The sequence below is a fragment of the Brumimicrobium aurantiacum genome, from assembly GCF_003402975.1.
GTDB lineage: Bacteria > Bacteroidota > Bacteroidia > Flavobacteriales_D > Crocinitomicaceae > Brumimicrobium > Brumimicrobium aurantiacum.
Window position 1 is genome coordinate 136,517 of record NZ_QURB01000006.1, and the last position, 23,816, is coordinate 160,332.

At 34.4% G+C, this 23,816-nt stretch carries 20 protein-coding genes and 1 tRNA gene; 11 read left to right on the forward strand and 10 right to left on the reverse strand.

Features of this window, described 5'->3' with window-relative positions:
- The 5 genes from DXU93_RS10520 to DXU93_RS10540 all read right to left on the reverse strand — a co-directional run bounded on the left by DXU93_RS10520 (nucleotide 1) and on the right by DXU93_RS10540 (nucleotide 4,896).
- Complete coding sequence (locus tag DXU93_RS10520) at nucleotides 1–930, reverse strand: aspartate carbamoyltransferase catalytic subunit (protein WP_116881250.1); 930 nt, start codon at nucleotides 928–930, stop codon at nucleotides 1–3.
- On the reverse strand, nucleotides 923–1,471 hold the full coding sequence (gene pyrR, locus DXU93_RS10525; protein WP_116881251.1) for a bifunctional pyr operon transcriptional regulator/uracil phosphoribosyltransferase PyrR: 549 nt from the start codon (nucleotides 1,469–1,471) through the stop codon (nucleotides 923–925). Before pyrR ends, DXU93_RS10520 begins: the two co-directional genes overlap by 8 nt.
- Before the next feature lie 121 nt (nucleotides 1,472–1,592).
- Entirely contained in the window at nucleotides 1,593–2,987 is a 1,395-nt protein-coding gene (locus DXU93_RS10530; RefSeq protein WP_116881252.1) for a sugar transferase, read from the reverse strand.
- Between the two features lie 11 nt (nucleotides 2,988–2,998).
- Nucleotides 2,999–3,862 (reverse strand): hypothetical protein, encoded by an 864-nt coding sequence (locus DXU93_RS10535; RefSeq protein ID WP_123776112.1) that lies wholly within the window; start codon nucleotides 3,860–3,862, stop codon nucleotides 2,999–3,001.
- Nucleotides 3,863–3,903: 41 nt separating this feature from the next.
- Nucleotides 3,904–4,896 (reverse strand): Gfo/Idh/MocA family protein, encoded by a 993-nt coding sequence (locus DXU93_RS10540; protein WP_116881254.1) that lies wholly within the window; start codon nucleotides 4,894–4,896, stop codon nucleotides 3,904–3,906.
- A gap of 261 nt (nucleotides 4,897–5,157) precedes the next feature.
- Between DXU93_RS10540 and DXU93_RS10545 the strand changes: the two genes are divergently transcribed.
- The 3 genes from DXU93_RS10545 (at nucleotide 5,158) to DXU93_RS10555 (ending at nucleotide 7,860) form a co-directional block, all read left to right on the forward strand.
- Nucleotides 5,158–5,233, forward strand: a tRNA-His gene (locus DXU93_RS10545).
- Nucleotides 5,234–5,628: 395 nt separating this feature from the next.
- Entirely contained in the window at nucleotides 5,629–7,281 is a 1,653-nt protein-coding gene (rho, locus tag DXU93_RS10550; RefSeq protein WP_116881255.1) for a transcription termination factor Rho, read from the forward strand.
- Between the two features lie 6 nt (nucleotides 7,282–7,287).
- The gene (locus DXU93_RS10555) at nucleotides 7,288–7,860 is read left to right on the forward strand and encodes a hypothetical protein (protein ID WP_116881256.1); all 573 of its coding nucleotides are present in this window, start codon (nucleotides 7,288–7,290) and stop codon (nucleotides 7,858–7,860) included.
- A 279-nt stretch (nucleotides 7,861–8,139) separates the two neighbouring features.
- On the opposite strand, the gene DXU93_RS10560 is transcribed toward DXU93_RS10555, so the two are convergent.
- Nucleotides 8,140–8,895 carry a zinc ribbon domain-containing protein gene (locus DXU93_RS10560; protein WP_116881257.1) on the reverse strand — a complete coding sequence of 252 codons (756 nt, stop codon included), beginning with the start codon at nucleotides 8,893–8,895 and terminating at the stop codon, nucleotides 8,140–8,142.
- Nucleotides 8,896–8,900: 5 nt separating this feature from the next.
- Complete coding sequence (locus tag DXU93_RS10565; RefSeq protein ID WP_116881258.1) at nucleotides 8,901–10,001, reverse strand: Nif3-like dinuclear metal center hexameric protein; 1,101 nt, start codon at nucleotides 9,999–10,001, stop codon at nucleotides 8,901–8,903.
- 431 nt (nucleotides 10,002–10,432) lie between these two features.
- On the opposite strand from DXU93_RS10565, the gene clpP reads away from it, so the two are divergent.
- From clpP to ychF, 3 genes are all read left to right on the forward strand, one after another.
- Complete coding sequence (gene clpP, locus DXU93_RS10570; RefSeq protein ID WP_116881344.1) at nucleotides 10,433–11,098, forward strand: ATP-dependent Clp endopeptidase proteolytic subunit ClpP; 666 nt, start codon at nucleotides 10,433–10,435, stop codon at nucleotides 11,096–11,098.
- 192 nt (nucleotides 11,099–11,290) lie between these two features.
- Nucleotides 11,291–12,535 (forward strand): ATP-dependent Clp protease ATP-binding subunit ClpX, encoded by a 1,245-nt coding sequence (gene clpX / locus DXU93_RS10575; protein WP_116881259.1) that lies wholly within the window; start codon nucleotides 11,291–11,293, stop codon nucleotides 12,533–12,535.
- A 358-nt stretch (nucleotides 12,536–12,893) separates the two neighbouring features.
- Nucleotides 12,894–13,991, forward strand: a complete 1,098-nt coding sequence (ychF, locus tag DXU93_RS10580) for a redox-regulated ATPase YchF (RefSeq protein WP_116881260.1) — start codon at nucleotides 12,894–12,896, stop codon at nucleotides 13,989–13,991.
- Nucleotides 13,992–14,597: 606 nt separating this feature from the next.
- Here the strand turns inward: ychF and DXU93_RS10585 are convergent.
- A complete protein-coding gene (locus DXU93_RS10585) occupies nucleotides 14,598–15,227 on the reverse strand; it encodes a 2OG-Fe(II) oxygenase (RefSeq protein WP_116881261.1) in 630 nt (209 codons plus the stop codon).
- A gap of 214 nt (nucleotides 15,228–15,441) precedes the next feature.
- Between DXU93_RS10585 and DXU93_RS10590 the strand changes: the two genes are divergently transcribed.
- Complete coding sequence (locus tag DXU93_RS10590; RefSeq protein ID WP_123776113.1) at nucleotides 15,442–15,858, forward strand: hypothetical protein; 417 nt, start codon at nucleotides 15,442–15,444, stop codon at nucleotides 15,856–15,858.
- 35 nt (nucleotides 15,859–15,893) lie between these two features.
- On the opposite strand, the gene DXU93_RS10595 is transcribed toward DXU93_RS10590, so the two are convergent.
- Nucleotides 15,894–17,177 (reverse strand): replication-associated recombination protein A, encoded by a 1,284-nt coding sequence (locus tag DXU93_RS10595; protein WP_116881263.1) that lies wholly within the window; start codon nucleotides 17,175–17,177, stop codon nucleotides 15,894–15,896.
- Nucleotides 17,178–17,384: 207 nt separating this feature from the next.
- Here DXU93_RS10595 and DXU93_RS10600 point away from each other — a divergent pair, with 207 nt between their 5' ends.
- Nucleotides 17,385–17,807 carry a DUF2147 domain-containing protein gene (locus tag DXU93_RS10600; RefSeq protein WP_123776114.1) on the forward strand — a complete coding sequence of 141 codons (423 nt, stop codon included), beginning with the start codon at nucleotides 17,385–17,387 and terminating at the stop codon, nucleotides 17,805–17,807.
- Nucleotides 17,808–18,551: 744 nt separating this feature from the next.
- On the forward strand, nucleotides 18,552–18,974 hold the full coding sequence (locus DXU93_RS10605; protein WP_116881265.1) for a DUF2147 domain-containing protein: 423 nt from the start codon (nucleotides 18,552–18,554) through the stop codon (nucleotides 18,972–18,974).
- A 419-nt stretch (nucleotides 18,975–19,393) separates the two neighbouring features.
- Here DXU93_RS10605 and DXU93_RS10610 read toward each other — a convergent pair whose 3' ends face one another.
- Complete coding sequence (locus DXU93_RS10610) at nucleotides 19,394–20,095, reverse strand: class I SAM-dependent methyltransferase (RefSeq protein WP_205679257.1); 702 nt, start codon at nucleotides 20,093–20,095, stop codon at nucleotides 19,394–19,396.
- Nucleotides 20,096–20,343: 248 nt separating this feature from the next.
- Here DXU93_RS10610 and tnpA point away from each other — a divergent pair, with 248 nt between their 5' ends.
- Together tnpA and xseA are read left to right on the forward strand one after the other, a co-directional pair.
- On the forward strand, nucleotides 20,344–20,805 hold the full coding sequence (tnpA, locus tag DXU93_RS10615) for an IS200/IS605 family transposase (protein ID WP_116881267.1): 462 nt from the start codon (nucleotides 20,344–20,346) through the stop codon (nucleotides 20,803–20,805).
- A 1,540-nt stretch (nucleotides 20,806–22,345) separates the two neighbouring features.
- Nucleotides 22,346–23,806, forward strand: coding sequence for an exodeoxyribonuclease VII large subunit (gene xseA / locus DXU93_RS10620; protein WP_116881268.1), 1,461 nt, complete (start codon nucleotides 22,346–22,348; stop codon nucleotides 23,804–23,806).
- Nucleotides 23,807–23,816 lie beyond the last annotated feature (10 nt).

The following is a 23,816-nucleotide window of genomic DNA, read 5'->3' on the forward strand; positions in this document are numbered from 1 at the left end:
TCAACGGTTAATCTTTGAGGCGAATAAGTAAATCACCGCCATACGGATTGCAACTCCATTTTCAACTTGATTTAAGATGATGGATTGCTTACTGTCGGCCACATCGCTCGTAATTTCAACTCCTCGGTTAATTGGTCCAGGATGCATCACCACAATTTTTTTAGATAAGCTATCCAGTAGTTTTTTATCCAATCCATACAGCATTGTGTATTCTCTCAGAGAAGGAAAGTATTGAATGTCTTGTCTTTCCAATTGGATTCTTAACATATTGGCAACATCACACCATTCAAGAGCTTTTCTTAGATTGTGTTCTACTTTTACACCTAATTCGTGAATGTATTTCGGGATTAGGGTTGTTGGTCCACAAACCATCACTTCAGCCCCTTGTTTCTGTAATGCGTAAATATTTGAAAGCGCAACACGTGAGTGTAAAATATCTCCTACAATAACGACTTTCTTTCCTTTTACTTCTCCCAATTTTTCTCGAATAGAGTAGGAGTCAAGTAAAGCTTGTGTTGGATGTTCGTGTGTTCCATCACCTGCATTGATGACTTTTGCATCCACTCTTTCAGAAAGGAATTTTGCTGCACCAGGATTGGGATGACGCATAACAACCATGTCTACTTTCATAGACAAAATATTATTTACAGTATCCACTAAAGTTTCTCCTTTCTTAACAGAACTACCAGAGGCGCTAAAGTTAACAACATCAGCACTTAATCTTTTTTCGGCAAGTTCAAACGATAGTTTTGTTCTTGTAGAATTTTCGAAAAATACATTGGCAATTGTTGTGTCACGTAAAGACGGAACTTTTTTAATGGGTCTGTTGATTACCTCTTTAAATCGGTCGGCAGTTTCAAATATTATTTCAATATCTCTTGGAGTGAGATGTTCAATTCCTATTAGATGATCAACACTTAAATTATCCATTTTGCTCTGGGGTATATAATATCACTTTATCTTCTCCTTCAATTTCATTCCATTCAACAGAAACTCTCTCAGAAATTAGTGAGTCAACTGTTTTACCAATATAGTCTGCTTGAATAGGAAGGTGGCGTTTAAACCTTCGGTCAACAAAAGTTAGTAACTCAACGTTATTTGGTCGACCGTAAGCCAGCATAGCGTCGAGTCCTGCACGAATAGTACGTCCGGTGTAGAGAACGTCATCTACAAGTACTATTTTTCTGTTTTCTAGTGAAAAATCGATATTGGTTACACTTGGGATAAGAGGAGTTTCTCTACGTCTAAAATCGTCTCTGTGAAATGTAATGTCTAAACTTCCACATTGAATTTCCTTGTCTAAAATAGATTCAATTAAAGTTTTTAAACGGTTCAAGACACGGATTCCTCGGGGTTGTAGTCCAATTAATACTGTATCTGAAAAATCATCATGATTTTCAATAAGTTGTCGACAGAGCCTTTGCAGAGTGAAATCAAACTGCTTGGCGTTGAGAATTACTTGGGTTTCCATCGTTGCCAAAGATAAGATTAAACTATGAATTGAGTTAAGGATTATTCTAAATTTTTATCGGAAAAGAAGTGAAACGAATTCATGATGGATTTAGTTTAAATCCAAATTTGCAATCGATAAATTACTTTCCAGAACCTTTAAAAACAATGACAACAGTATAAAGTAAGATTTTTAAGTCCAGTGAAATGGACATGTTTTTGAGGTAAAGTAAGTCAAATTTCATGCGTTGTAACATTTCATCAACGTTTTCTGCATAACCGAATTTCACTTGTCCCCATGAGGTGATTCCTGGCTTAACTTTCGTTAATTGTAAAAATTGTGGTTCTCTTTCTGCTATTTTATCAATAAAAAATTGTCGTTCTGGACGAGGGCCAACCAAAGACATTTCACCTTTAATTACATTCCAAAATTGTGGAATTTCATCCAATCTCACTTTTCGCATAAACTTCCCTATTTTAGTTATACGACTATCATTGGTTGAGGAAAGTTGAGGCCCCGTTTTTTCTGCATCAACAACCATTGTCCTAAACTTAATGATTTTAAAAGGTACTCCGTTTTTACCTATGCGCTCTTGTAAAAAGAAAACTGGACCTTTCGAAGAGCTTTTTACCAAGATGGAAAGTACTATATATACAGGTAGCAAAATAAGCATCGCAATTGTAGAGGCGATAATATCCATGAATCGCTTAACTACAAATTGCCAATACGGCATAATTTCATCGTTTACTTCAATTAAAAGTGCTCCAAAAATGTTGGTCATCTTTACACTTCCACTCAGTAAATCAAACATGTTTGCGCTGATTTTGATTTTGATATCTCTTCCTTGTATTCTAGCAATAATGTTTTTTAAACGCTCTTGTTCTGAAGAATCTAAAGCGATAATGACTTCTTCTATATTTTCATTGTCAATAATACTTTCTAAGTCATTGAGATGACCTAAGTGAGGTAATTGGTTTGCAATATCGTTATCAATGCCATTAAGATTAATAAATCCAATAAAGTTTGATCCTATTCCTTTAGGGAGCTCCTCAACTTCTTTGTAGATGTCAACAGCTTTTTTACTACCACCAATCAGTAGGGTTTTAAATCCATCTTGTTTTTTTCTGATGCGCCCAACGATGTAATTGGTTAGAATTAATCTTGGAATAATCGTTATTAAAGAATGAATAAGGAAGAGGGCAATTAGTAAATTATAGTAAAAACTCGGATTTGGGATTTTGTCATCTAAAATTAAAAAAAGGAAGATGATGATTGTTCCAAGCAGAAATGCACGCATTGAATACAGCAGTATTTTCATGAAATACATTCTTTTTAGATTGTTGTATGTTCCGAAAAAGAAGTAAAAACTTATCCAAAATAAGGGTACGAAAAGCATTCCTAGATAAAATCGTTCCGAAATTTCAAATGGAACAACTTCGACATAAACCTTACGAAAATAGTAGAATGTAGCCCATGCAATTGCAGCTGTCAACAAGTCACTTAGGATGAAAGTGTATTTAAGTCGGTTTTGATTCATCGTTAATTGCTCTATGGATAAACGAGTTTGATATTATCTATATAAAAGAAGCTTGAATTTAAATCTTCATCTAGAACAAATTGAAACGATGCCTCATTTATAGGGGTTGTTTGTCTGTAAGAAACTATTTCTTTTAAGTCTAGATATACGTGTTTCCATACGGCTTCGTTTTCGTCTTGCGGATTAATTAGAATGTAAGGATCTTCATAATAATTTCCATTTCCAAAAGAAATAACGCTTGTGAGCATTGAATTGGTATTAAGGTAATCAAACTCTAAATAAACCTCAGAACCTAATTTAGGAAGTACAGTGTTAAAAGTTGTAATCATTGAAAGTAGGTTGCTTGAATCCATTAAAATCACTTCACCATAGTTGTTACCCCACTTTAAGAATTCAGGATCGTTATTTCTTCCTAAAGTAGCGTTTGACTCTGTTGATACTTCAAGTTGCATACTTGGACTTTCAAAATCTTCAATTAAAAAATTTATTGACGAATAATATTTTGTTGTTGGCGTAATTGAAACTGTGTCATTTTTAATGAGTTCAATATTACTTGTAAAGGTTTCTACGAAAGGATATCTTTTCTTCGTTGCACTAATCCCATTGTTAATGATTCCAGGTAATAATACAAATTCATGAACTCCTTCTCCAATCACTGGGATTTTGGCAGGAAGTTCATACATCCCCAAGCTTTGTCCGTCCATGTTAACAAAGACCTGAGAAAAATCGTGTGACATTTCACCTTGTGGATTTTGAGCATCAAAGTTTGTATTTAAAATCCATTTGTCAATTTTTAACCAGGCCACTTCTGGTTGGTCTTTCACACAAGATAATAGAATCAAAAGTGATGCTATAAATAGGGTTATGCGCTTCATAAATATTAATTTAATTTGAGAACGAAGAATATCGGGGTTTATTACTTTTCAAGTATTGAACCGTTCATTTTTAATTTGTCTAGAATTTGCTCAGCAACACTCAATGCCATCATTCCATCTTCCAAAGGAACGATCGGAGTTGTATCATTTTCAATTGATTCGGCAAATGTTCTTAACTCTTCTTTGATTGCATTTAATTCTGTAATTTCTGGTTTATCAAAGATGATTTTTTTTGAAGGTTTTCCATTTCCCATTTCCATTACCATGTCGTAAGGCCCAGCTTCACCTTCTAAATCTTCCATTTGTACAACTTCCATTTCTTTTTCTAGGAAATCTACACTGATGTAAGCGTTTTTTTGAAAAAATCGAGATTTACGCATGTTTTTAAGTGATATTCTTGAAGAAGTAAGGTTGGCAACACAGCCATTGTCGAATTCTATTCTTGCATTAGCGATATCGGGAGTGTCAGAAACTACAGCAACTCCAGAAGCAGATATTTTTCTAACAGAAGAATTGACTACGCTTAAAATTGCATCAATATCGTGAATCATTAAGTCTAGAATCACCGGGACATCCGTACCTCGAGGGTTGAACTGTGCCAAACGGTGAGTTTCAATAAACATTGGTTGATCAAAATAGGGTAGAGCTGCTCTAAATGCAGGATTGAACCTTTCTACGTGTCCTACTTGTACCTTAACATTTGCTTCTTCAGCTAAAGCTAATAGCGCTCGAGCTTCATAAGTTGTTTGCGTTACAGGTTTCTCAATAAAAACATGTGTAGATCGTTTGATGGCCAAAGATGCTGTTTCGAAATGTGTTGTTGTTGGAGTTACAATGTCAACACAATCTACCTCGTCAATTAGGGATTCAGCACTATCGAAGGCTTTACAATCGTATTCTTTACTTACGCTTTGAGCTTGTTCAGGATTACTGTCATAAATTCCAATCAATTCAAAAGTATTTGATAATTCTTTAATTAAACGTAAATGAATTTTTCCTAAATGTCCAGTTCCAATTAATCCTATTTTTATCATTCTTGCGATTTTTTACAAATATACTGCTTGAAAGCTTAATTTATTTACCATTCAAAGGATGTTATTAACACATTATACATAATAAGATAATTTATTAGTAAAATGTTTTTTGTCAAGTAGGTGATTATTAAAGGGTTTGTTCGAAATCAGTAATTTTTTTGAAAAAAAAGCAATGTTAATAGTTTTGTGATGTTTTATTTTCATTATATTTGCAACCGCTTTGAGTAATTAAGTTGATACTTAAGCACTTTGAAAGTAGATGGTGGTTGTAGCTCAGCTGGTTAGAGCGCCTGATTGTGGTTCAGGAGGTCGTCGGTTCGAAACCGATCTTCCACCCAGATGAAAAGGTCATACTTAGGTGTGACCTTTTTTTTGTGTCAAAAAAATAGCCAAAAACATACTCTTCTTAGGATTTTCGAATACAATCAATTGTACAGTGAAAATGCTTCGCTTTTGAGTTTTATTTAAAAGAGTTCTCTGTTAATTAAAAGAATCAAATTTTGCATTAAAATGTGTGTAATTCTATTGTTTTTTAACGTAAATAAGAATTAAATATCCAATTTCAGCCTTTTATTTGCGCTATATATCAGTATAAATACTTTTTTTATCAATTATTTGGCTTTTACTAAAGATAATTAGTATTATTGTACCGTCGCTTTTCTGCGGCATTCTCAATATAAAGAAAACAACAACATAATAGTTATCTTTTACATTATTATTTCATACAATTAGATGAAGAAAGACGAATTAGCTGGGAAGAAACTCCCTGAATTACGCGTAATTGCCAAAGCAATTGGTATTAAAAAGGTAGAATCATATCGAAAACAAGAATTAGTTGATTTAATCGCAGGTTCTGAAGAAACTACCCCAAAAACTGAATCCGCGCCTAAAGAAACTACCAATAGTGATGAGGAAGCGAAAAAACCAGTTAGAAAAAGGGTTGTCAAATCTAAAAATACAGAAGCTGTTGTTGATAACGAAAATTCTGATGCCGCTAAGGGCAAAAGAAATGAACGCCAAGAACGCAATACGAATAATAAAACGACTGAATCGAATGGCGCCAAAGAAAAGCCATCTCAAAAGTCGCAAGAATCTAATCAGCAGAATAACAAAGGCTTTGTAAAGGCTAAGCCAAAAGAGAATAACAAAACGAATAACAATCACCGACCTGCCAAAAAGGACAATAACCAGAAAGGAGGTCGCAACGATAATCAAAATCAGAACAGAAAAAACGATCAACAAAAACAGAGGGAAAAGAAATATGATCTTTCTGGAATTGTTGCAGCGGAAGGTGTATTAGAAGTAATGCAAGATGGATTTGGATTCTTACGCTCTTCAGATTATAATTACCTTTCTTCTCCTGATGATATTTATGTAAGTCATAGTCAAATTAAATTGTTCGGATTGAAAACTGGAGATACAGTTTATGGAACAATTCGACCACCAAAAGAAGGAGAGAAGTATTTCCCATTAGTACGTGTGGACTCAATTAATGGACGTGACCCTGCATTTATTCGTGACCGAGTTCCTTTCCAATATTTGACCCCACTTTTTCCAGATGAGAAATTCAAAATTACTGGACATAGAAAAGAGTCAATGTCTACGCGAATTATGGATTTATTTGCTCCAATAGGAAAAGGACAACGTGGTATGATTGTCGCTCAACCAAAGACAGGTAAAACTGTTTTATTGAAAGATGTTGCTAATGCAATTGCAGCCAATCATCCTGAGACATATTTAATTATATTATTGATTGACGAACGTCCTGAGGAGGTAACAGATATGGCAAGAAGTGTAAATGCGGAAGTTATTGCTTCTACATTTGATGAGCCAGCAGACCAGCATGTGAAAGTTGCTAATATGGTGCTTGAAAAAGCAAAGCGTATGGTAGAATGTGGACATGATGTTTGTATTTTATTGGATTCGATTACAAGATTGGCTAGAGCTTACAATACTGTTTCTCCTGCTTCAGGAAAAGTACTTTCAGGTGGTGTGGATGCAAATGCATTACAGAGACCAAAACGTTTCTTCGGGGCTGCACGTAAAATAGAAAACGGAGGTTCGCTTTCTATATTAGCAACAGCATTGACTGATACTGGATCTAAAATGGATGAGGTAATTTTCGAAGAATTTAAAGGAACTGGAAATATGGAGCTTCAATTGGATAGAAAAATTGCCAATAGAAGAATTTACCCAGCCATTGATATTTTAACTTCAGGAACAAGAAGAGAAGATCTATTGATGGATAAAGATTCACTTCAACGTGTATGGTTATTGCGTAAGCACATTGCAGATATGAACCCAATTGAAGCTATGGAGTTTATGAAAAGCCATATGAAGGATACAAAAAATAACGAAGAGTTTTTATCTTCAATGAACGGATAGGTAGATATGCGACCAGCAATAAAATATGCACTTTTATTTTCAGGTGCTTGGATAGCGATTAAGCTTATTTTTCTAGGAATTGGTGTTTTTCAAGAAAACGTTGTTCAACCAGGATTAATCAATAACTTATTTCTTTTATTGGCCGTTAGCTTAGGTTTGTATTTTGAAAAAAAGAAGGAAGGTTATGGGGTTGGAACACCATTGTCTGATATTAAAAATGGACTAACAGCAGGAGCGCCTTATGTATTGATCGTATCTGCTTTCATGTTTCTGTACTATGACACGATTAATCCATCATTTGTAGAGAATAGAATCGCGGAAAGAATGGATGTGATTTATGAAGAAGCTCAAGATGAAGCTTATTTAGATACTTTAAAAGTACACAATCCTGAATTTCGTGTGATGACTTCAGATGAAATTATGAGAGAAATTAAGACCGACACAGAAAGTGCTTTGTCTGCGAAAACATTGTTTATTTTTTCTTTGCTAGGACTGATGGTGATGGCTTTAACCTATGCCATTTTTGTTACCGTGATCTATCGAAAAATACTTTTTAAAGATTATTATCCAAAGCAATAGGATAGAAGAAAGAATCATTTTAATAGCGAACTTAGATTATTAAGTTCGCTTTTTTTTGTTTTAAACTTATTGAAATAAAGCCAAATAGATTTCTCTGTAATCAAGTATTGTCTTGATGAAATGTGCTTTAAATAGTCTTTAATCAAGATTTATTTGTGCTTTAAAATAAACCAAGTATTAGATAGGAATGAGCTATTAGGAAGGAATGAGTTTGATTTAAGAATAAAAAAAGCCCTAGCATTTGCTAGAGCTTTCAATATTAAAATCTAAGATTGATTATTAATCTTCTGCTTCTTCAGATGGAATTAAAACTCTTCCACAGTGCTCACAGATGATAATTTTCTTCTTTTGGATAATGTCTAATTGACGTTGAGGTGGGATTCTGTTGAAACATCCTCCACATGAATCACGATCAACAGGTACAACAGCTAAACCATTCTTTGCGCTTGAGCGTAGTCTATTGTATGCTGTTTGTAAATGATCGTCTAATTGTTTTTTCGCTTTTTCAGATTTCTTTCTAAGCTTTTCCTCGTCTTTTTCTGTTTCAGCAATGATGTTTTCAAGTTCCGCTTTCTTAGCCTTTAAGTCAGTCTTACGACCCGCTAGTTTTTCTTGAACTTCATCAATCACTTCTTTCTTGTGCGCAATTTGTGCTTTCGCTTCTTTCACTTTTTTCTCGTGTAATTGAATTTCCAATTCTTGGTATTCAATTTCTTTGCTTAAAGATTCGAACTCACGGTTATTACGTACGTTGTTTTGTTTTTCTTTATATTGTAGAATTGCCGCTTGAGCGTCTTTTTGCTCATTTTTACGGTCGGTAATCTCTACTTCTATATCTTTTAATTCGCCAGTTAACTTCTCAACTCTTTTTTCAAGACCTTCGATGTCAGCTTCAAGATCTTCAACCTCTAAAGGCAATTCTCCTCGAATCGTTAAAATGCGATCAATTTCTGAATCAATTTTCTGTAAATTCGCTAATGCGTCTAAGCGCTCAGCGACAGTTGTGCTTGACTTAGCTTTTGCTTTTGTTGCCATATATGCTAAAAATAATTAATAGGGTTTGTATTCACCTTACTTAAATGGAATGCAAAGTTAATAAAATTTTTCTTCAATAATGCAAGAATTAAGTGTGGAGTGTATTGCTCGCTTTCAAAATGTCCAATATCTGCAATAATTATTGCCTTTTCAGCATCAAAAAATTCATGATATTTAAAATCTCCCGTGATGTAAATGTCTGCTTGCTGACTTTTTGCATTGCCCAATAAAAAACTACCAGATCCTCCACAAAATGCAACGGTCTTAATTTTATCTTTAATTAGTGCTGTGTGTCTAATTGCGCCACAATTGAATTCTTTTTTAAGATGACTTAAAAACTGAGTTGTTTCCATTGCTGAAGACAATTCTCCAATCATCCCAGCCCCTTCGTCTTGATTGTAATTTGAAAGTGTATAAATATCATGTGCCACTTCTTCATAAGGATGTGCAGCCATCATTGCACGAACAATCTGACTTTCCTTATGTGATGAAATCAAAACTTCAATACGTTTTTCTTTCGCAGTTTCACGATTACCTTTTGTTCCAACTGTTGGGTTTGCATTTTCGCTCGGTAAAAACGTTCCTTCTCCCGAACTTGTAAAACTACATTCTGAATATTCTCCAATATTTCCTCCTCCAGCATTAAAAACTGCATCGGTTACAGCATCGACATGATCTTCAGGGCAAAAGAAAACCAATTTCTTAAGCACATTCTTCTTAGGAGCAAGAACTTTTGGATTTTCTATCCCAATTCTTTTGGCAATTTCATAATTAACTCCCAGTTTGTAATTGTCCAAATTGGTGTGAATTGAATAAATCGCAATATCATTTTTAATGGCTTTAATTACAGTTCTTTCGACATAGTTTTTTCCATTCAATTGTTTTAATCCTCCGAAAACAATAGGATGATGTGCAATAATTAAGTTCGCACCGATTGAAATGGCTTCTTCAACAGTCTCTTCAATACAGTCCAATGAAAGTAGCACTTGAGTGACTTCCATGTCATGATTTCCTACAATCAGTCCCGAATTATCATAACTTTCCTGACTGCTCAGTGGAGCCATTCCTTCAAGAAATGATGTAATGTCTTTTATTTTTAATTTCATAGTTGGACAAATTTAATTAAATGAAAAGTGAATAATGGTATATAAAGAATGAAAATCCGTCAATATTAAGTGATTTGATGAAATTCGGTCGTTTCAGAATGCTCAATCACCGAAGATCAAACCTTTGACTGAGCCGGACGAAGGCAACATCTAATAACCTGTCGAAGGAAATAATGGAAGGGAATTACGAATTTCCAGAGTTTAATAAATATTCGTAATTGAACAATTCGTAATTCATAATTATTTTAAATCTGCCATTCTGACGTTGATTCGCTACATTTTTCAGCTAAATCTCTATTTTTGGCGTGATTCATTCCATTTTTGACCGACTGACGAATCAAGCATGATATTTGATAAATCAAATTCCAAAATCAGGAACAATTTTAATAGGGAATTGTATATTTAACCAGAATTTAGAAAATAAAACAACTATGTATAATAAAGAAGAGTTTAAAAAATACGCAACCAAACATTTAGGAATTAACAGTATGCATGTTGGACAATATATTGAATCTTCAATGACGCCTTACATTATTGAAGAACGTCAATTGAATATGTCTCAAATGGATGTGTTTTCTCGATTGATGATGGATCGAATTATATTTTTAGGAACTGGAATCGATGACCAAGTTGCTAATATCATAAACGCACAATTGTTGTTCTTAGAGTCTGTTGATCCTAAGAAAGACATTCAGATTTACTTAAACTCTCCAGGTGGAAGTGTTTATGCCGGATTGGGTATTTATGATACAATGCAATACATCAGTCCTGATGTTGCGACAATCTGTACAGGTTTAGCTGCTTCAATGGGTGCTGTTTTATTGTGTGCCGGAGCGGAAGGAAAAAGAACTGCCTTAAAGCACTCACGTGTGATGATTCACCAGCCATTAGGTGGAGCACAAGGTCAAGCTTCTGACATTGAGATTACTGCAAGAGAAATCATTAAGTTGAAGAAAGAATTGTATGACATTATTTCTACACACACTGGAAAACCTTTCGAAAAAGTAGAAGAAGATTCAGACCGTGATTACTGGATGACTTCAGAAGAAGCGAAAGCTTACGGAATGGTGGACGAAGTGTTGTTGCGCAAGAAATAATAAGTTTTACAAGAAAGCGACAAATAATGTGATATGCTTTTTTTGTCGAATTATTCTCAAAAGCTTTAAATCTGTAAAATTAAATGTAAGTAGTTCTTGCCGCTGCTTTTTGTGTAGCCAAATGGAATTGCTTACTTTTGTAAAATTAATTTAAAGGTCGATAGTGATATTGACCTTTTTATGTCATTATTTATGAGTAAAAAAGAAACAACTTGTTCATTTTGTGGTCGACCAAAGAGTCAAGTGAGATTGCTTATTGCAGGAATCTCGGGACATATTTGTGACCATTGTATTGTTCAGGCACAATCAATAGTAAAGGAGGAAATTCCAAATGGTGATTTAGGTATTGAAGGTCACGATGAGAATGCTCCGATGAGTTTATATAAACCAACTGAAATCAAAGCCAAGCTCGATGAATATGTCATCGGACAATTGTCAGCGAAAAAAACTCTTTCTGTTGCGGTTTATAATCACTATAAACGTTTAAACCAAACTGTAGGAGAAGACGATGTCGAAATTGACAAGTCTAATGTTGTAATGGTTGGTAGAACAGGAACTGGAAAAACGCTTTTGGCAAAAACAATTGCTAAAATGTTGAATGTTCCATTTTGTATTGCTGATGCCACAGTACTTACGGAAGCAGGTTATGTTGGTGAGGATGTAGAGAGTATTCTGTCTCGCTTATTGCAAGCAGCAGATTACAATGTTCAAGCAGCAGAAAGAGGAATTATTTTTATTGATGAAATCGATAAGATTGCACGTAAAAGTGATAATCCATCCATTACGAGAGATGTTTCTGGTGAAGGAGTTCAGCAAGCACTTTTGAAATTATTGGAAGGAGCAGAGGTGAGTGTGCCGCCACAAGGAGGTAGAAAACACCCAGAGCAAAAAATGGTTAAAGTAAACACGAAGAATATCTTGTTTATTTGTGGTGGAGCTTTCGACGGAATCGAAAAATTAATTGCGCGTCGTGTAAATCGTCAAACTATTGGTTTTGCGAACGAGGAAGAAGAGCGTATTGACAAAGATAATTTACTTGAATTTGTAAATCCAACCGATTTGAAGTCTTTTGGTTTAATTCCTGAATTAATTGGTCGTTTCCCAGTGTTGACTTACCTTGAACCATTGGAAAAAACAGCTTTAAGAAGAATCCTTACAGAGCCTAAAAACTCTTTATTTAAACAATATGTAAAGTTGTTTGAAATGGATGATATCGAATTAAAGTTTGACAGTGAAGTCTTGGATTACATTGTGGACAAAGCGGTTGAATTCCAATTGGGAGCACGTGGATTACGTTCAATTTGTGAGGCAATTCTTACAGAAGCAATGTACGAAATTCCAGCAAGTAAAGAGCACGCAAAAGAATACCGTGTTACTTTAGAATATGCGAAAAAACAATTTTCAAATTCAAAAATGGCGAAGATGAAGGCGGCTTAAGCCAATATATCGTCAAAAAACTTATTGAAAAGCGGTTTCATTTGGAAGCCGCTTTTTTTTGTGGGGATTTTTTGATTATGGCTGGAGAGAGGAATTATGTCTTTATCACTATTAATGGCTATTTAAAAGTAAAGCAATTGGCTAAAGAGTGATGTTTTTTGGCTATAGTGTCTCTTACTTTATAGACCATCAACCTACAAACAGCCAAACTATGGAACTTAAGGGTAAGCATACAGCCTAAAGCGAACTGCCCACCGCTTAAAGCTTACCGCCTAAAGAACAACTAAAACCAATAATATAAAATTCAAATTGGTAATAATCGAAAGCAAGCATTATCTTTGCATCAAAATATTTTCAAATGGCATTAAAATGTGGAATTGTTGGATTACCGAATGTAGGTAAATCTACTTTATTTAACTGTTTATCAAATGCGAAAGCACAATCAGCAAACTATCCATTCTGTACAATAGAACCTAATGTTGGAACGATTTCAGTTCCAGATCCTCGATTAGAGAAATTAGAGTCACTTGTAAATCCGGAGCGCGTTGTTCCTACAACAATGGAAATCGTTGATATCGCTGGTTTGGTAAAAGGAGCCTCAAAAGGGGAAGGTTTAGGAAATCAGTTTTTGGCTAACATTAGAGAAACAGATGCAATTATTCACGTATTGCGTTGTTTTGAAGACGATAATATTGTTCACGTTGATGGTTCTGTAGATCCAATTCGAGATAAAGAAGTTATTGACTTTGAATTGCAATTGAAAGATCTTGAAACAATCGAGAAAAAATTGAACAGTTTAGCAAGAACCGCAAAGTCAGGAGATAAAGAAGCGAAAAGAATTTATGCACTAGCAGAAAGAATCAAAGAACATTTAGAGTCTGGACAATCTGCTCGATCTTTAGAACTTGATGAATCAGAATTACCACACGTACAGGAGTTACAACTGATTACAATTAAACCTGTAATGTACTTGTGTAACGTAGATGAAAGTTCTGTAAAAGACGGTAACAAGCATGTTGAAGCTGTAAAAGAAGCTGTGAAAGATGAAGATGCGCAAGTGTTGATCATTGGAGCGCAAATTGAAGCAGATATCGCCGAATTGGAAACATACGAAGAACGTGAAATGTTTATGGATGAATTAGGTTTAACAGAACCTGGTGTAAATCGTTTGATTCGTTCAGCATATAAATTATTGAATTTAGATACATACTTTACGGCTGGTGAAAAAGAAGTGCGTGCTTGGACGGTTTTAAACGGTTCAACTGCTCCTCAGGCTGCTGGAGTTATTCATACAGACTTCGAAAAAGGCTTTATCCGTGCTGAAGTAATGAAATACGAAGACTTTGTAAAATACGGTTCTGAAGCTGCTTGTAAAGAAGCGGGTAAATTTGGTGTTGAAGGAAAAGAATACATCGTTCAAGATGGAGACATCATGCACTTTAGATTTAACGTTTAATAAATCTGAGATTTATTAAAAAGAGACTGTTTTGGGATAGAAAGATATTTTCAAACTTAAAATGTCCTTGAATCAAATATAGATTTTTATATAAATAGGTGATGAGAAACGTGGTTTTTTATCACCTTTTTTGATTCCTCATCCGAACACTTTCGGATTTCGTACTGTTTCTCATCACCGCAAAGGTAAAATTCCGCATCCTTTTTAACGTTTCACCAATTACAATCTAGCTGTTTTCTCAGATTTCTCCAGCATTTTATGCTGTCGAAATGACTTAGATTTTGGGGTGGAGAGTCGTCGCGCGAAGCGCGACGATATAAACCTAATAACGCTGTCATTTCGATGGAATGTAGTGACTGAGAAATCTTTTATTTACTTTTTCCTACTGTTTGTCCCTCAGACATAACAAATACCAATAAAATCCGCTTTTATCCGCGTTCGGAGATCCGCGTTACCGAAAGTTTTCGGAACCGCGTTCCATTACAGCGCAAACCAAGCTACACAAAAAATTAAATCCTTCTAAGGAAAACTACTTTTTCCTAATACTTCTCCTTTTGAGACTTAAAAAGAATGAGTTGGAGAATGAGAACGATATAGATAGAAACCCTACAAAGCAAGATAAGGCAAAACAGCAGGTTGATACAACATCCAGCCTGTTATGCTTTTTCGAGAGGTGTTTGATTTTAACACTTCATGATGTAAAACATCACTTCTAAACATCACCATTCGGTTTTCTAATGGTGGAATGTCAAAAGTGTTCTGTCCTTCAGGATAAACCCTCAGTTCACCACCATCACCAGTTTTCCAATCTTGATTAAGGTAAATTATTACAGAAATCATACGGTTTCTTCGTCCATCAAATTGATCTAGGTGTTTTTTATAAAACGAATCTGAAGGGTAGTGCGCCAAATGAAACTCATAATCTGATAAACTCAAATACATCAATTGGTTCAATTTCTCCTTTACTTCATCCATTTCCTCGAAAAATGGTCGTATTTCTTGGTCTCTTTGCTTGTCCAACCAAAAAGTATAATCTCCTCGAATTTCACGAATAATTTTTTCTGAACCAGAAGCACCAATTGCGGCTTTTTTGAATACGTCTTCTGCTTGTTTCTGATTAAAAAAATCATGTGTCGTTTTTAGATGCTCAGTATTTAAAAACTGATCGATCACAACATAATCCTGCTGGGCCAACAAATCCATTTGTTCCTCCCAAAATTTAAGACTTCTTTGCATTAATAATTATTGCAACGAAAATACTGTTTATTTTCACCAGAAATCACCTCTAAAAAAATTCTTTTCTTTTTTTTATACTTAAACACTCTTATTTACGTTGGATTTAATAATTTGGCGCACCAATAATATAATGGGATTCTATAATTGATTATTTGACAGAAAGTGCGCAATTGAGGAATTGAATAATGAAGTCATTAAAGTAAAAGGTACAAGGATGAATAAATTAAAAACATGGTTATTTTCAGGAAGTATTTTATTGTTTGCTTCATGTGATTTTGAAGCTGGAGGATCCAATGAAATTGAAACAGAAGAAATCCTGGAAACAGGAAGATGGAAATTGATTGAATCTGATAAGGTATTCAAAAACTTTCAAAGTGGATTGAAATTTTCTAAAGACAACCAAGTTTTTAGTATCGACTCTCAAGGAGGTTATGTTGCTTCACCTCATGAACGTATTTATACCCTTAGCGCTGATACATTGAGAATTATCGATTATAGATATGAACCGAACTTCCTTTATGAGAAAGGAACGAACATTCTTTTAATTAAGGAATTGACTGAAGATAAGCTAATTCTTGAGTCTATACATCCTGAACCAAATGCGAAATTATCATTCGAGAAAATAGACTAAACCATTAAGGAATTAGTTTTTGAAAAGAGGAGATACTAATATTTCCCTTGCCATTTTTGCTTGATTTCAGCTTCAATGTCCTGTTCTCGTTTGGAACTTCCAGCACGATAAAAATTCGCTCCTTTTACATCATCTGGCATAAACTCTTGTCTCACAAAATTTCCAGGGTGGTCATGAGAATATTTATAACCTTTTCCATAATCTAGTTCCTTCATTAATCGTGTTGGAGCATTTCTTAAAGACAAAGGAACAGGAAGATTACCCGTCTTTTTCACCAATTCTTGTGCTTGATTGATCGCCATATAAGCTGCATTTCCTTTTGGAGAAGTCGCCAAGTAAATCGTACATTGAGAAAGTATAATTCTAGCCTCTGGAAATCCAATGGTGTTGATCGCCTGAAAACAATTGTTGGCCATAATTAAGGCTGTAGGATTGGCCAAACCAATGTCCTCGCTCGCTGAAATAATTAATCTTCTGGCTATGAATTTTGCATCTTCACCACCTTCAATCATTCGTGCTAACCAATAAACTGCGGCATTTGGGTCACTTCCTCGAATCGATTTAATGAAGGCCGAAATAATATCGTAATGCTGTTCTCCATCTTTATCATAACGCGCAATATTCTGTTGAGCAATAGAAAAGACGATATCATCTGTAATTTCAATTTCCTCAGTTTGAGCAAATGTACTGATTACAATTTCCAATAAAGTCAGTAATTTTCGAGCATCACCACCCGAAATACGAATTAAGGCATTCGTTTCTATTAAATTGATTTTGAGTTGAGACAAATGTTCATCACGTTCCAGTGCGTTATGCAATAAATCCTCTAATTTATCTTTAGGTAATGATTCCAGCGTATAAACTTGACATCTAGATAGTAAGGCCGAAATCACCTCGAAAGATGGATTTTCAGTGGTTGCGCCAATCAAAGTGACAATACCTTTTTCCACAGCACCCAATAGAGAATCCTGTTGTGCTTTTGAGAATCGGTGAATCTCATCAATAAACAAAATCGCTCCAGCACGGTCAAACATCCCTTGATTTTCTGCTTTTTTGATGACCTCACGCACCTCTTTCACACCAGATGAAATCGCAGATAAGGTATAAAAAGGTCGATTCAATTGATTGGCCAATAGCGTAGCCAAAGTTGTTTTTCCAACACCAGGAGGTCCCCACAAAATTAAAGATGGCAAAACTCCAGCGTCTAAGGATTTTCTTAGACTAGCACCTTTTTTTAATAAATGTTCCTGACCAACATATTCATCCAAATTTTTTGGTCGCATTCTTTCTGCTAATGGTGTTGAAGGAGTTTGTGACATGAACTATTGTTTTTTTACAAAAATAGGGATTACGGTGCATTAACCATGAATTTTATATTTGAATCTATGCTCTACATTATGCCGATTTAGGAAAGAGCGTATTTAATAGGATCTGCCAAAAAAAGCCAGTCATTTATTTTATATAATTTTAAATATGATTTTCTCCATTTGAATGAGTATATCGTTAGTTTTGTGAAAAAAGAAATTATGAAACTCGTCTTATTACTCGGACTAATCACAATCAGTACATTCGGATATTCTCAAAGCGTGGAAGGTATTTGGCAAACATTTGATGACGAAACCAATAAAGTTGAATCAGATGTTCAAATTTATATCAAGAATGGGAAGTTATACGGCAAAATTGTCAAAATTTACGGAAATACAGAGGCTGAAAGGAATGTAAAATGTACCGAATGTAAAGGAGATAAGAAAAATCAACCAATAAAAGGAATGGTGTTCATAATGGGATTAACGGAATCTGATGGAGAGTGGGAAGGTGATAATGCAATTCTTCACCCGGAAACAGGAAAAGTTTACGATGGTTTGATATGGTTGGTCGATGATAATAAACTTGCCGTTAGAGGTTATTTAGGATGGCTGTATGAGACAAATTATTGGAAGAGAAAGTAGTTTAAATCAATGTGTTAATTACGAATATTCAATTACGAATTCGTAATTGAAATCACGTTTTTTTCACAAAACTTTACGAAACCCTGTGTAATCTATTTGTCAAAACCTATTAAATCCCGAAGGGATGATACTATTATCAACTAAACTTCAAGTGAACCAATCAAATCCTAAAGAATGATCTAATTTAACCTCTGTGTAAACTCTATGAATCTCTGTGTTAGAACCCATTAAATCCCGAAGGGATGATACTATTATCAACTAAACTTCAAGAGAATCAATCGAATCCTAAAGAATGGTCTAAATTAACCTCCGTGTTCCTCTGTGTAAACTCTATGAATCACTGTGTCAAAACCCATTAAATCCCGAAGGGATGATACTATTATCAACTAAACCTCAAGAGAACCAACCAAATCCTAAAGAATGATCTAATTTAACCTCCGTGTTCCTCTGTGTTCCTCTGTGTAAACTCTATGAATCACTGTGTCAAAACCCATTAAATCCCGAAGGGATGATACTATTATCAACTAAACCTCAAGAGAACCAACCAAATCCCAAAGGGATGATATAATTAAACCTCTGTATAACTTTACGAATCTCCACGTTAAAACCACCCCAAGAACACCCCCGTGGAAATTCACCACTCTACAAATTATCTATTGATAATTATCAATTTTTAATTATTTCCCCTCCTTATACCAAGGAAAAAACCTACAAAAAGCTTAAATTACCGACAAAATTCACATAATGAAAAATCTTCTTATCATACTCACAATTCTACTCACATTGACTTCATATTCTCAATCCTTAGAAGGAGTCTGGGAAACCTATAATGATGAAAGTGGAGAGTTAAAATCCGAAGTTAAAATCTACCTCAAAAATGGAAAACTCTACGGTAAAATCATCAAACTACACAATCTTAAAATCGATTTAAAAGACGCCAAATGCTACGATTGTAAAGACTACCGCAAAAATCAACCAGTTCTGGGAATGGAAATCATTTCTGGACTCACCAAAGACGGTAAATACTGGGAAGGCGATGAAGTACTGCTCGATCCAAATAACGGAAAGGTTTACGATGCTAAATTATGGATCACTAAAAACAACGAACTCGCAGTCCGTGGATATATTGGATTGATTTATCGTACACAGTATTGGAAAAAGAAGTAGAGCGATTTTTAATTACCAATGGATAATGAACAATGGACAGTTGAGCTTGCGCTGTAATGGAACACATATTTTCATATTATAAAATTAATTTTCTGGGCCTTTTTCCGCCTACACCTCCAAGTGATCTCCACAAATTATTTTGAAACAACCCAAACAAAGGAGCTTCTAAAGTCGATCTTTATTTGCGTGTTCAAATTATATTTTGTGTTCGCTAAGCTTTTTGGTTTCGTCGGGGCAGATAGAGAAGTGGAGACTAAAGAACAAATTGAAATTGTTATCTTGTGAATAATTATTTATTTAAATACTCTTTCATCATTGGAAAACGAAAATCTTATAGCAGAATACTTGTCTCAACTTAAAAAAATGAGAAGAGATAAGAATAAGAAAAGAGGGGCGCTCCACATAATTAATATAAGGAATTAGCCTAAGAGTTGAAGATGCCACTGATTATTTTTTATTAAACGATTGTTTACAGTAGATTCTTTCACTTCAATTGCATCTAATTTAAATCTCGTTTTCATCAAATCGATACAAAATGAATTGAAAAATTCTAATTCAATATTTTCGTCTATAGAAAAACCTGAAGTGTCTTTTACAATGTTTTTATGAGATAAAATGATATGATATTCTGCTTGTGGATATTTAGAGTGAAAGGCAAAAAAATGTTTACTTTCTGTGAATGGGATACGATAATCATTTCCAGATAAAAATGGATTTAAGTCATAATTGGATTTGTTTTTAATGGTGAAATGTTCCATTTCATAAATCTCACAATTCTTATTTCTAAAAATAGATTTTGAGTTGAGAACAACATTACATTGATAAGTCTCCTTTTTGTGGATTCTATGCATACGGTAGCCTTCATTTCTTAAATCTCTTCTAACAGCAATATAAACTTTACCAATAGGCTTGACTAATTGTGAGAGTTTCATTAAAACAGTAGCTTGATCTAGAGGAAGCAATACATTGAGTACATAGAAACAAATGATAGTATCGAATTTTTCGGTTGGATAGTCTGGGAAATAGTGCTTGTCATAACCTTCTATAATGACACCTTTTTCTTTCAGCAATTTGACATCACTTCCAAATCCACAACCAAAATCGAGTACTTTTCTAACCAATAAATCCTCGTTAAGTATAATTTTTACTAGAGAATGATTTTGAAAACAATCCTTTTGTAGTAATTACAGAAGAACTAAAAGAGTTATTGGGAAACAAATCAAGTCAATATCTCAAGAGTTTGATAATCAGGTGATAAGTTTTTTTTAGATTAATAATTATTTTTTTTAAATTGCTATATCACTATTAACCAATGGGTCTTAAAAGGGGGGAATCATCTTGAAAGAACTTTATTAAAACATTAAACGATATGGCAGGAACGTATTCACAAATCTATATTCAATTCGTTATTGTGGTAAAAGGTCGAGAACACCTATTAAAAAAAGAGTGGCGAGCAGAAGTTTTTAAATATATTTCAGGAGTAATTAAAGTAAAAAATCAAAAACCCATCATTGTAAATGGAGTGGTTAATCACGTTCATATTTTTGTAGGGTTAAAACCATCAATGAGAATTTCAGATTTAGCCAGAGATATAAAAAACAATACCTCAAAATTCATCAATGAGCAAAATTGGCTCAAAAGTAAATTTTCTTGGCAAGTAGGATATGGCGCTTTCTCTTATGCTCAATCTCAAATAGATAATGTTTATAATTACATTTTAAACCAAGAAGAGCATCATCGTAAGAAAACTTTTAAAGAAGAGTATTTAGAATTTCTAGATAAATTTGAAGTAGAATATGATGAACGATATCTTTTCGACTGGCTGGAGTAATATCACCTCTTCGAGGTTTTGTCTTGTGCTCATGTACTATTTTAGAATTATACCAGCCTTTCAGGCTTAATATTCTAAAAATATATGTTCTAGCTTTAATATCTAAGTAATAAAGTTAAACTTGGCTATAAATCACTTGAACCACAAATCCCGAAGGAATGAAATAATTTTGAGTGTCAAACCACACGGCACACGAATCCCGAAGGAATGATAGAGTTCTAGCTAGCAAACCAAAAGACCTACAAATCCCGAAGGGATGGCATTAAAAAAACGACTGGAATAATATCACCTCTTCGAGATTTTGTCTTGTGCTCATGTACTATTTTAGAATTATACCAGCCTTTCAGGCTTAATATTCTAAAAATATGTGTTCTAGCTTTAATATCTAAGTAATAAAGTTAAACTTGGCTCCAAATCACTTGAACCACAAATCCCGAAGGGATGACAGAATTCTAAGCGTCAAACCAAATGACCTATAAATCCCAAAGGGATCAAATTATTATAACTCCAGAGAAACAAGGTTTCAATAAATCCCGAAGGGATGGCATTAAAAAAACGACTGGAATAATATCACCTCTTCGAGATTTTGTCTTGTGCTCATGTACTATTTTAGAATTATACCAGCCTTTCAGGCTTAATATTCTAAAAATATGTGTTCTAGCTTTAATATCTAAGTAATAAAGTTAAACTTGGCTCCAAATCACTTGAACCACAAATCCCGAAGGGATGAAATTAGTCTAACCCCAAATCGCACGACACACGAATCCCGAAGGGATGATAGAGTTTTAACTAGCAAACCATATGAGTTACAAATCCCGAAGGGATGACAGAATTCTAAGCGTCAAACCAAAAGACCTACAAATCCCGAAGGGATGTTATTATTATCACCTCAAACAAAGATGGATTCAACAAATCCCGAAGGGATGGCATTAAAAAAAACGACTTGAATAATATCACCTCTCCGAGGTTTTTGTTCTTAACTCATGTATTTTTATATTCATTTCAGCCTTTCAGGTTTCGTACTCTTAAAATATAAGTTCTAGTCTTTATCCTGAATTGTGACTAAAAAAAACAAAGCCACTTCAAATCCCGAAGGGATGACAGAATTCTAGCTAGCAAACCAAATGACCTATAAATCCCGAAGGGATGAAATTATTATAACTCCAGAGAAACAAGGTTTCAATAAATCCCGAAGGGATGACATAATAAAATATGGACTTGAATAATATCACCTCTTCGAGGTTTTTGTTCTTAACTCATGTATTTTTATATTCATTTCAGCCTTTCAGGCTTCGTAATCTTAAAATATAAGTTCTGGTCTTTATCCCGAATGGTGACTGAGAAAACAAAGCCACTTCAAATCCCGAAGGGATGACATTTAGCCTACTCATGAAACTTAAAAATAACCAAACACCAATCTTTTTCACCTATCCATTCCTGCCAATATCCTAACCATCCCAACGCCAAATTTTTCATCTTTTTTAAAAATTCGTAAATGATAATTGATTATTCGTAATTATTTTACACTACCTTTATTCTAATGTCCGAAGAGAGAAAAATATATTCCTTAACGCAGCTCAATCAGTCCTTCGAAAAACACATTTGGGAACAGTTTTCTAAACGTGATTTTTGGATTACGGCTGAATTGATTAAAATCAATGTAAAAAGTGGTCACCACTATATTGAATTGGCGGATAGCGTGAATAACAATACCACCGCACGAAGTTTTGCCACGATTTGGGCATCGACCTATCGTACAATTGTGGACGAAATCGGATTGAAGGAAGCACAAGGAATTTTGCAAGCGGGAAATAAGGTTTTGATTAATGTGAAAATTGAATTTCATACGATTTACGGTTTGAAATTGAAAATCCGTGCCATTGATCCTGCCTATTCTTATGGTGAAATTGAACGCAAGCGACAAGAGGTGATTAAAAGATTGAAGAAGGAAGAATTGTTTGATTTGCAAAAACAACTCCGATTGCCAACGATTATTAAACGCATCGCTTTGATCGGTTCGCCAAATACTTCGGGATATCGTGATTTTCAAAATGAACTATTGGTCAATCATGATTTCAATAAATTTGTAATCAAGGAATTTCCTGTGCGAGTACAAGGAGATATGGCGGTAAATGAAATTGTTGCTGCACTTCAAGAAGCCAATCTTTATGATGTGGATGTGATTGTCATTTTGCGTGGTGGAGGAAGTAAAATGGACTTGGCTTTGTTTGATGATTATGAAATTTCTAAAGCGATTTGTTTATCGAAAATTCCCGTGATGACAGGAATTGGACACGAAAGCGATGAGGTTGTTTCAGATTTGGTGGCCCGTGTAACCTTTATAACGCCAACCGCTGTGGCTAGACACATTCATTATGCGATCAGTTCCTTTAAAGAAATCATGAGAGAATTACATGATAAAACCATTCAAATTTCTCAACAATTGTTGGCTGAACACCGTGAAGAATTTTTGCATTACAACAATTATTTATCTCATTATAGCCGCGAATTGATTCATTATTGGCGCAGTTCTTTTCAAGAAAACGAATATGAAATTCTACAAAAAAGTAGAACCCTTTTGTATAAAGCCAAAGATGATATGGCCAGTTTAAGTCACCGAACATCTTCTCAATTACAACGTATGGTGCAACAGGAGGGAAGTCAGCTGGATAGAACATTTGAGCGCATAGTCGACCTAACACAACAAAAGCTAGAAAGAGAAAGCGCTGTGAATTTGAATCAAGTTTTAAATTCAGTGGAACTGTTTAGTCAACAAATCATTGAAAGAGAAAGATTAATTTTTAGAAATCAAGAAGAGTTATTGGGATTATTAAATCCATTGAAAATTTTGTCATCTGGATATACTATTTCAACCATCGATAATGAGGATGTGAAAGATAGAGATATAGAAGTGGGAGATGAAATGAGTACTTTAGCGTCCAATTATTTAATTAAAAGTAAAGTGATTTCGAAGAAAGAAATTCAAGAACACAAAGAATAAATCAGCATTA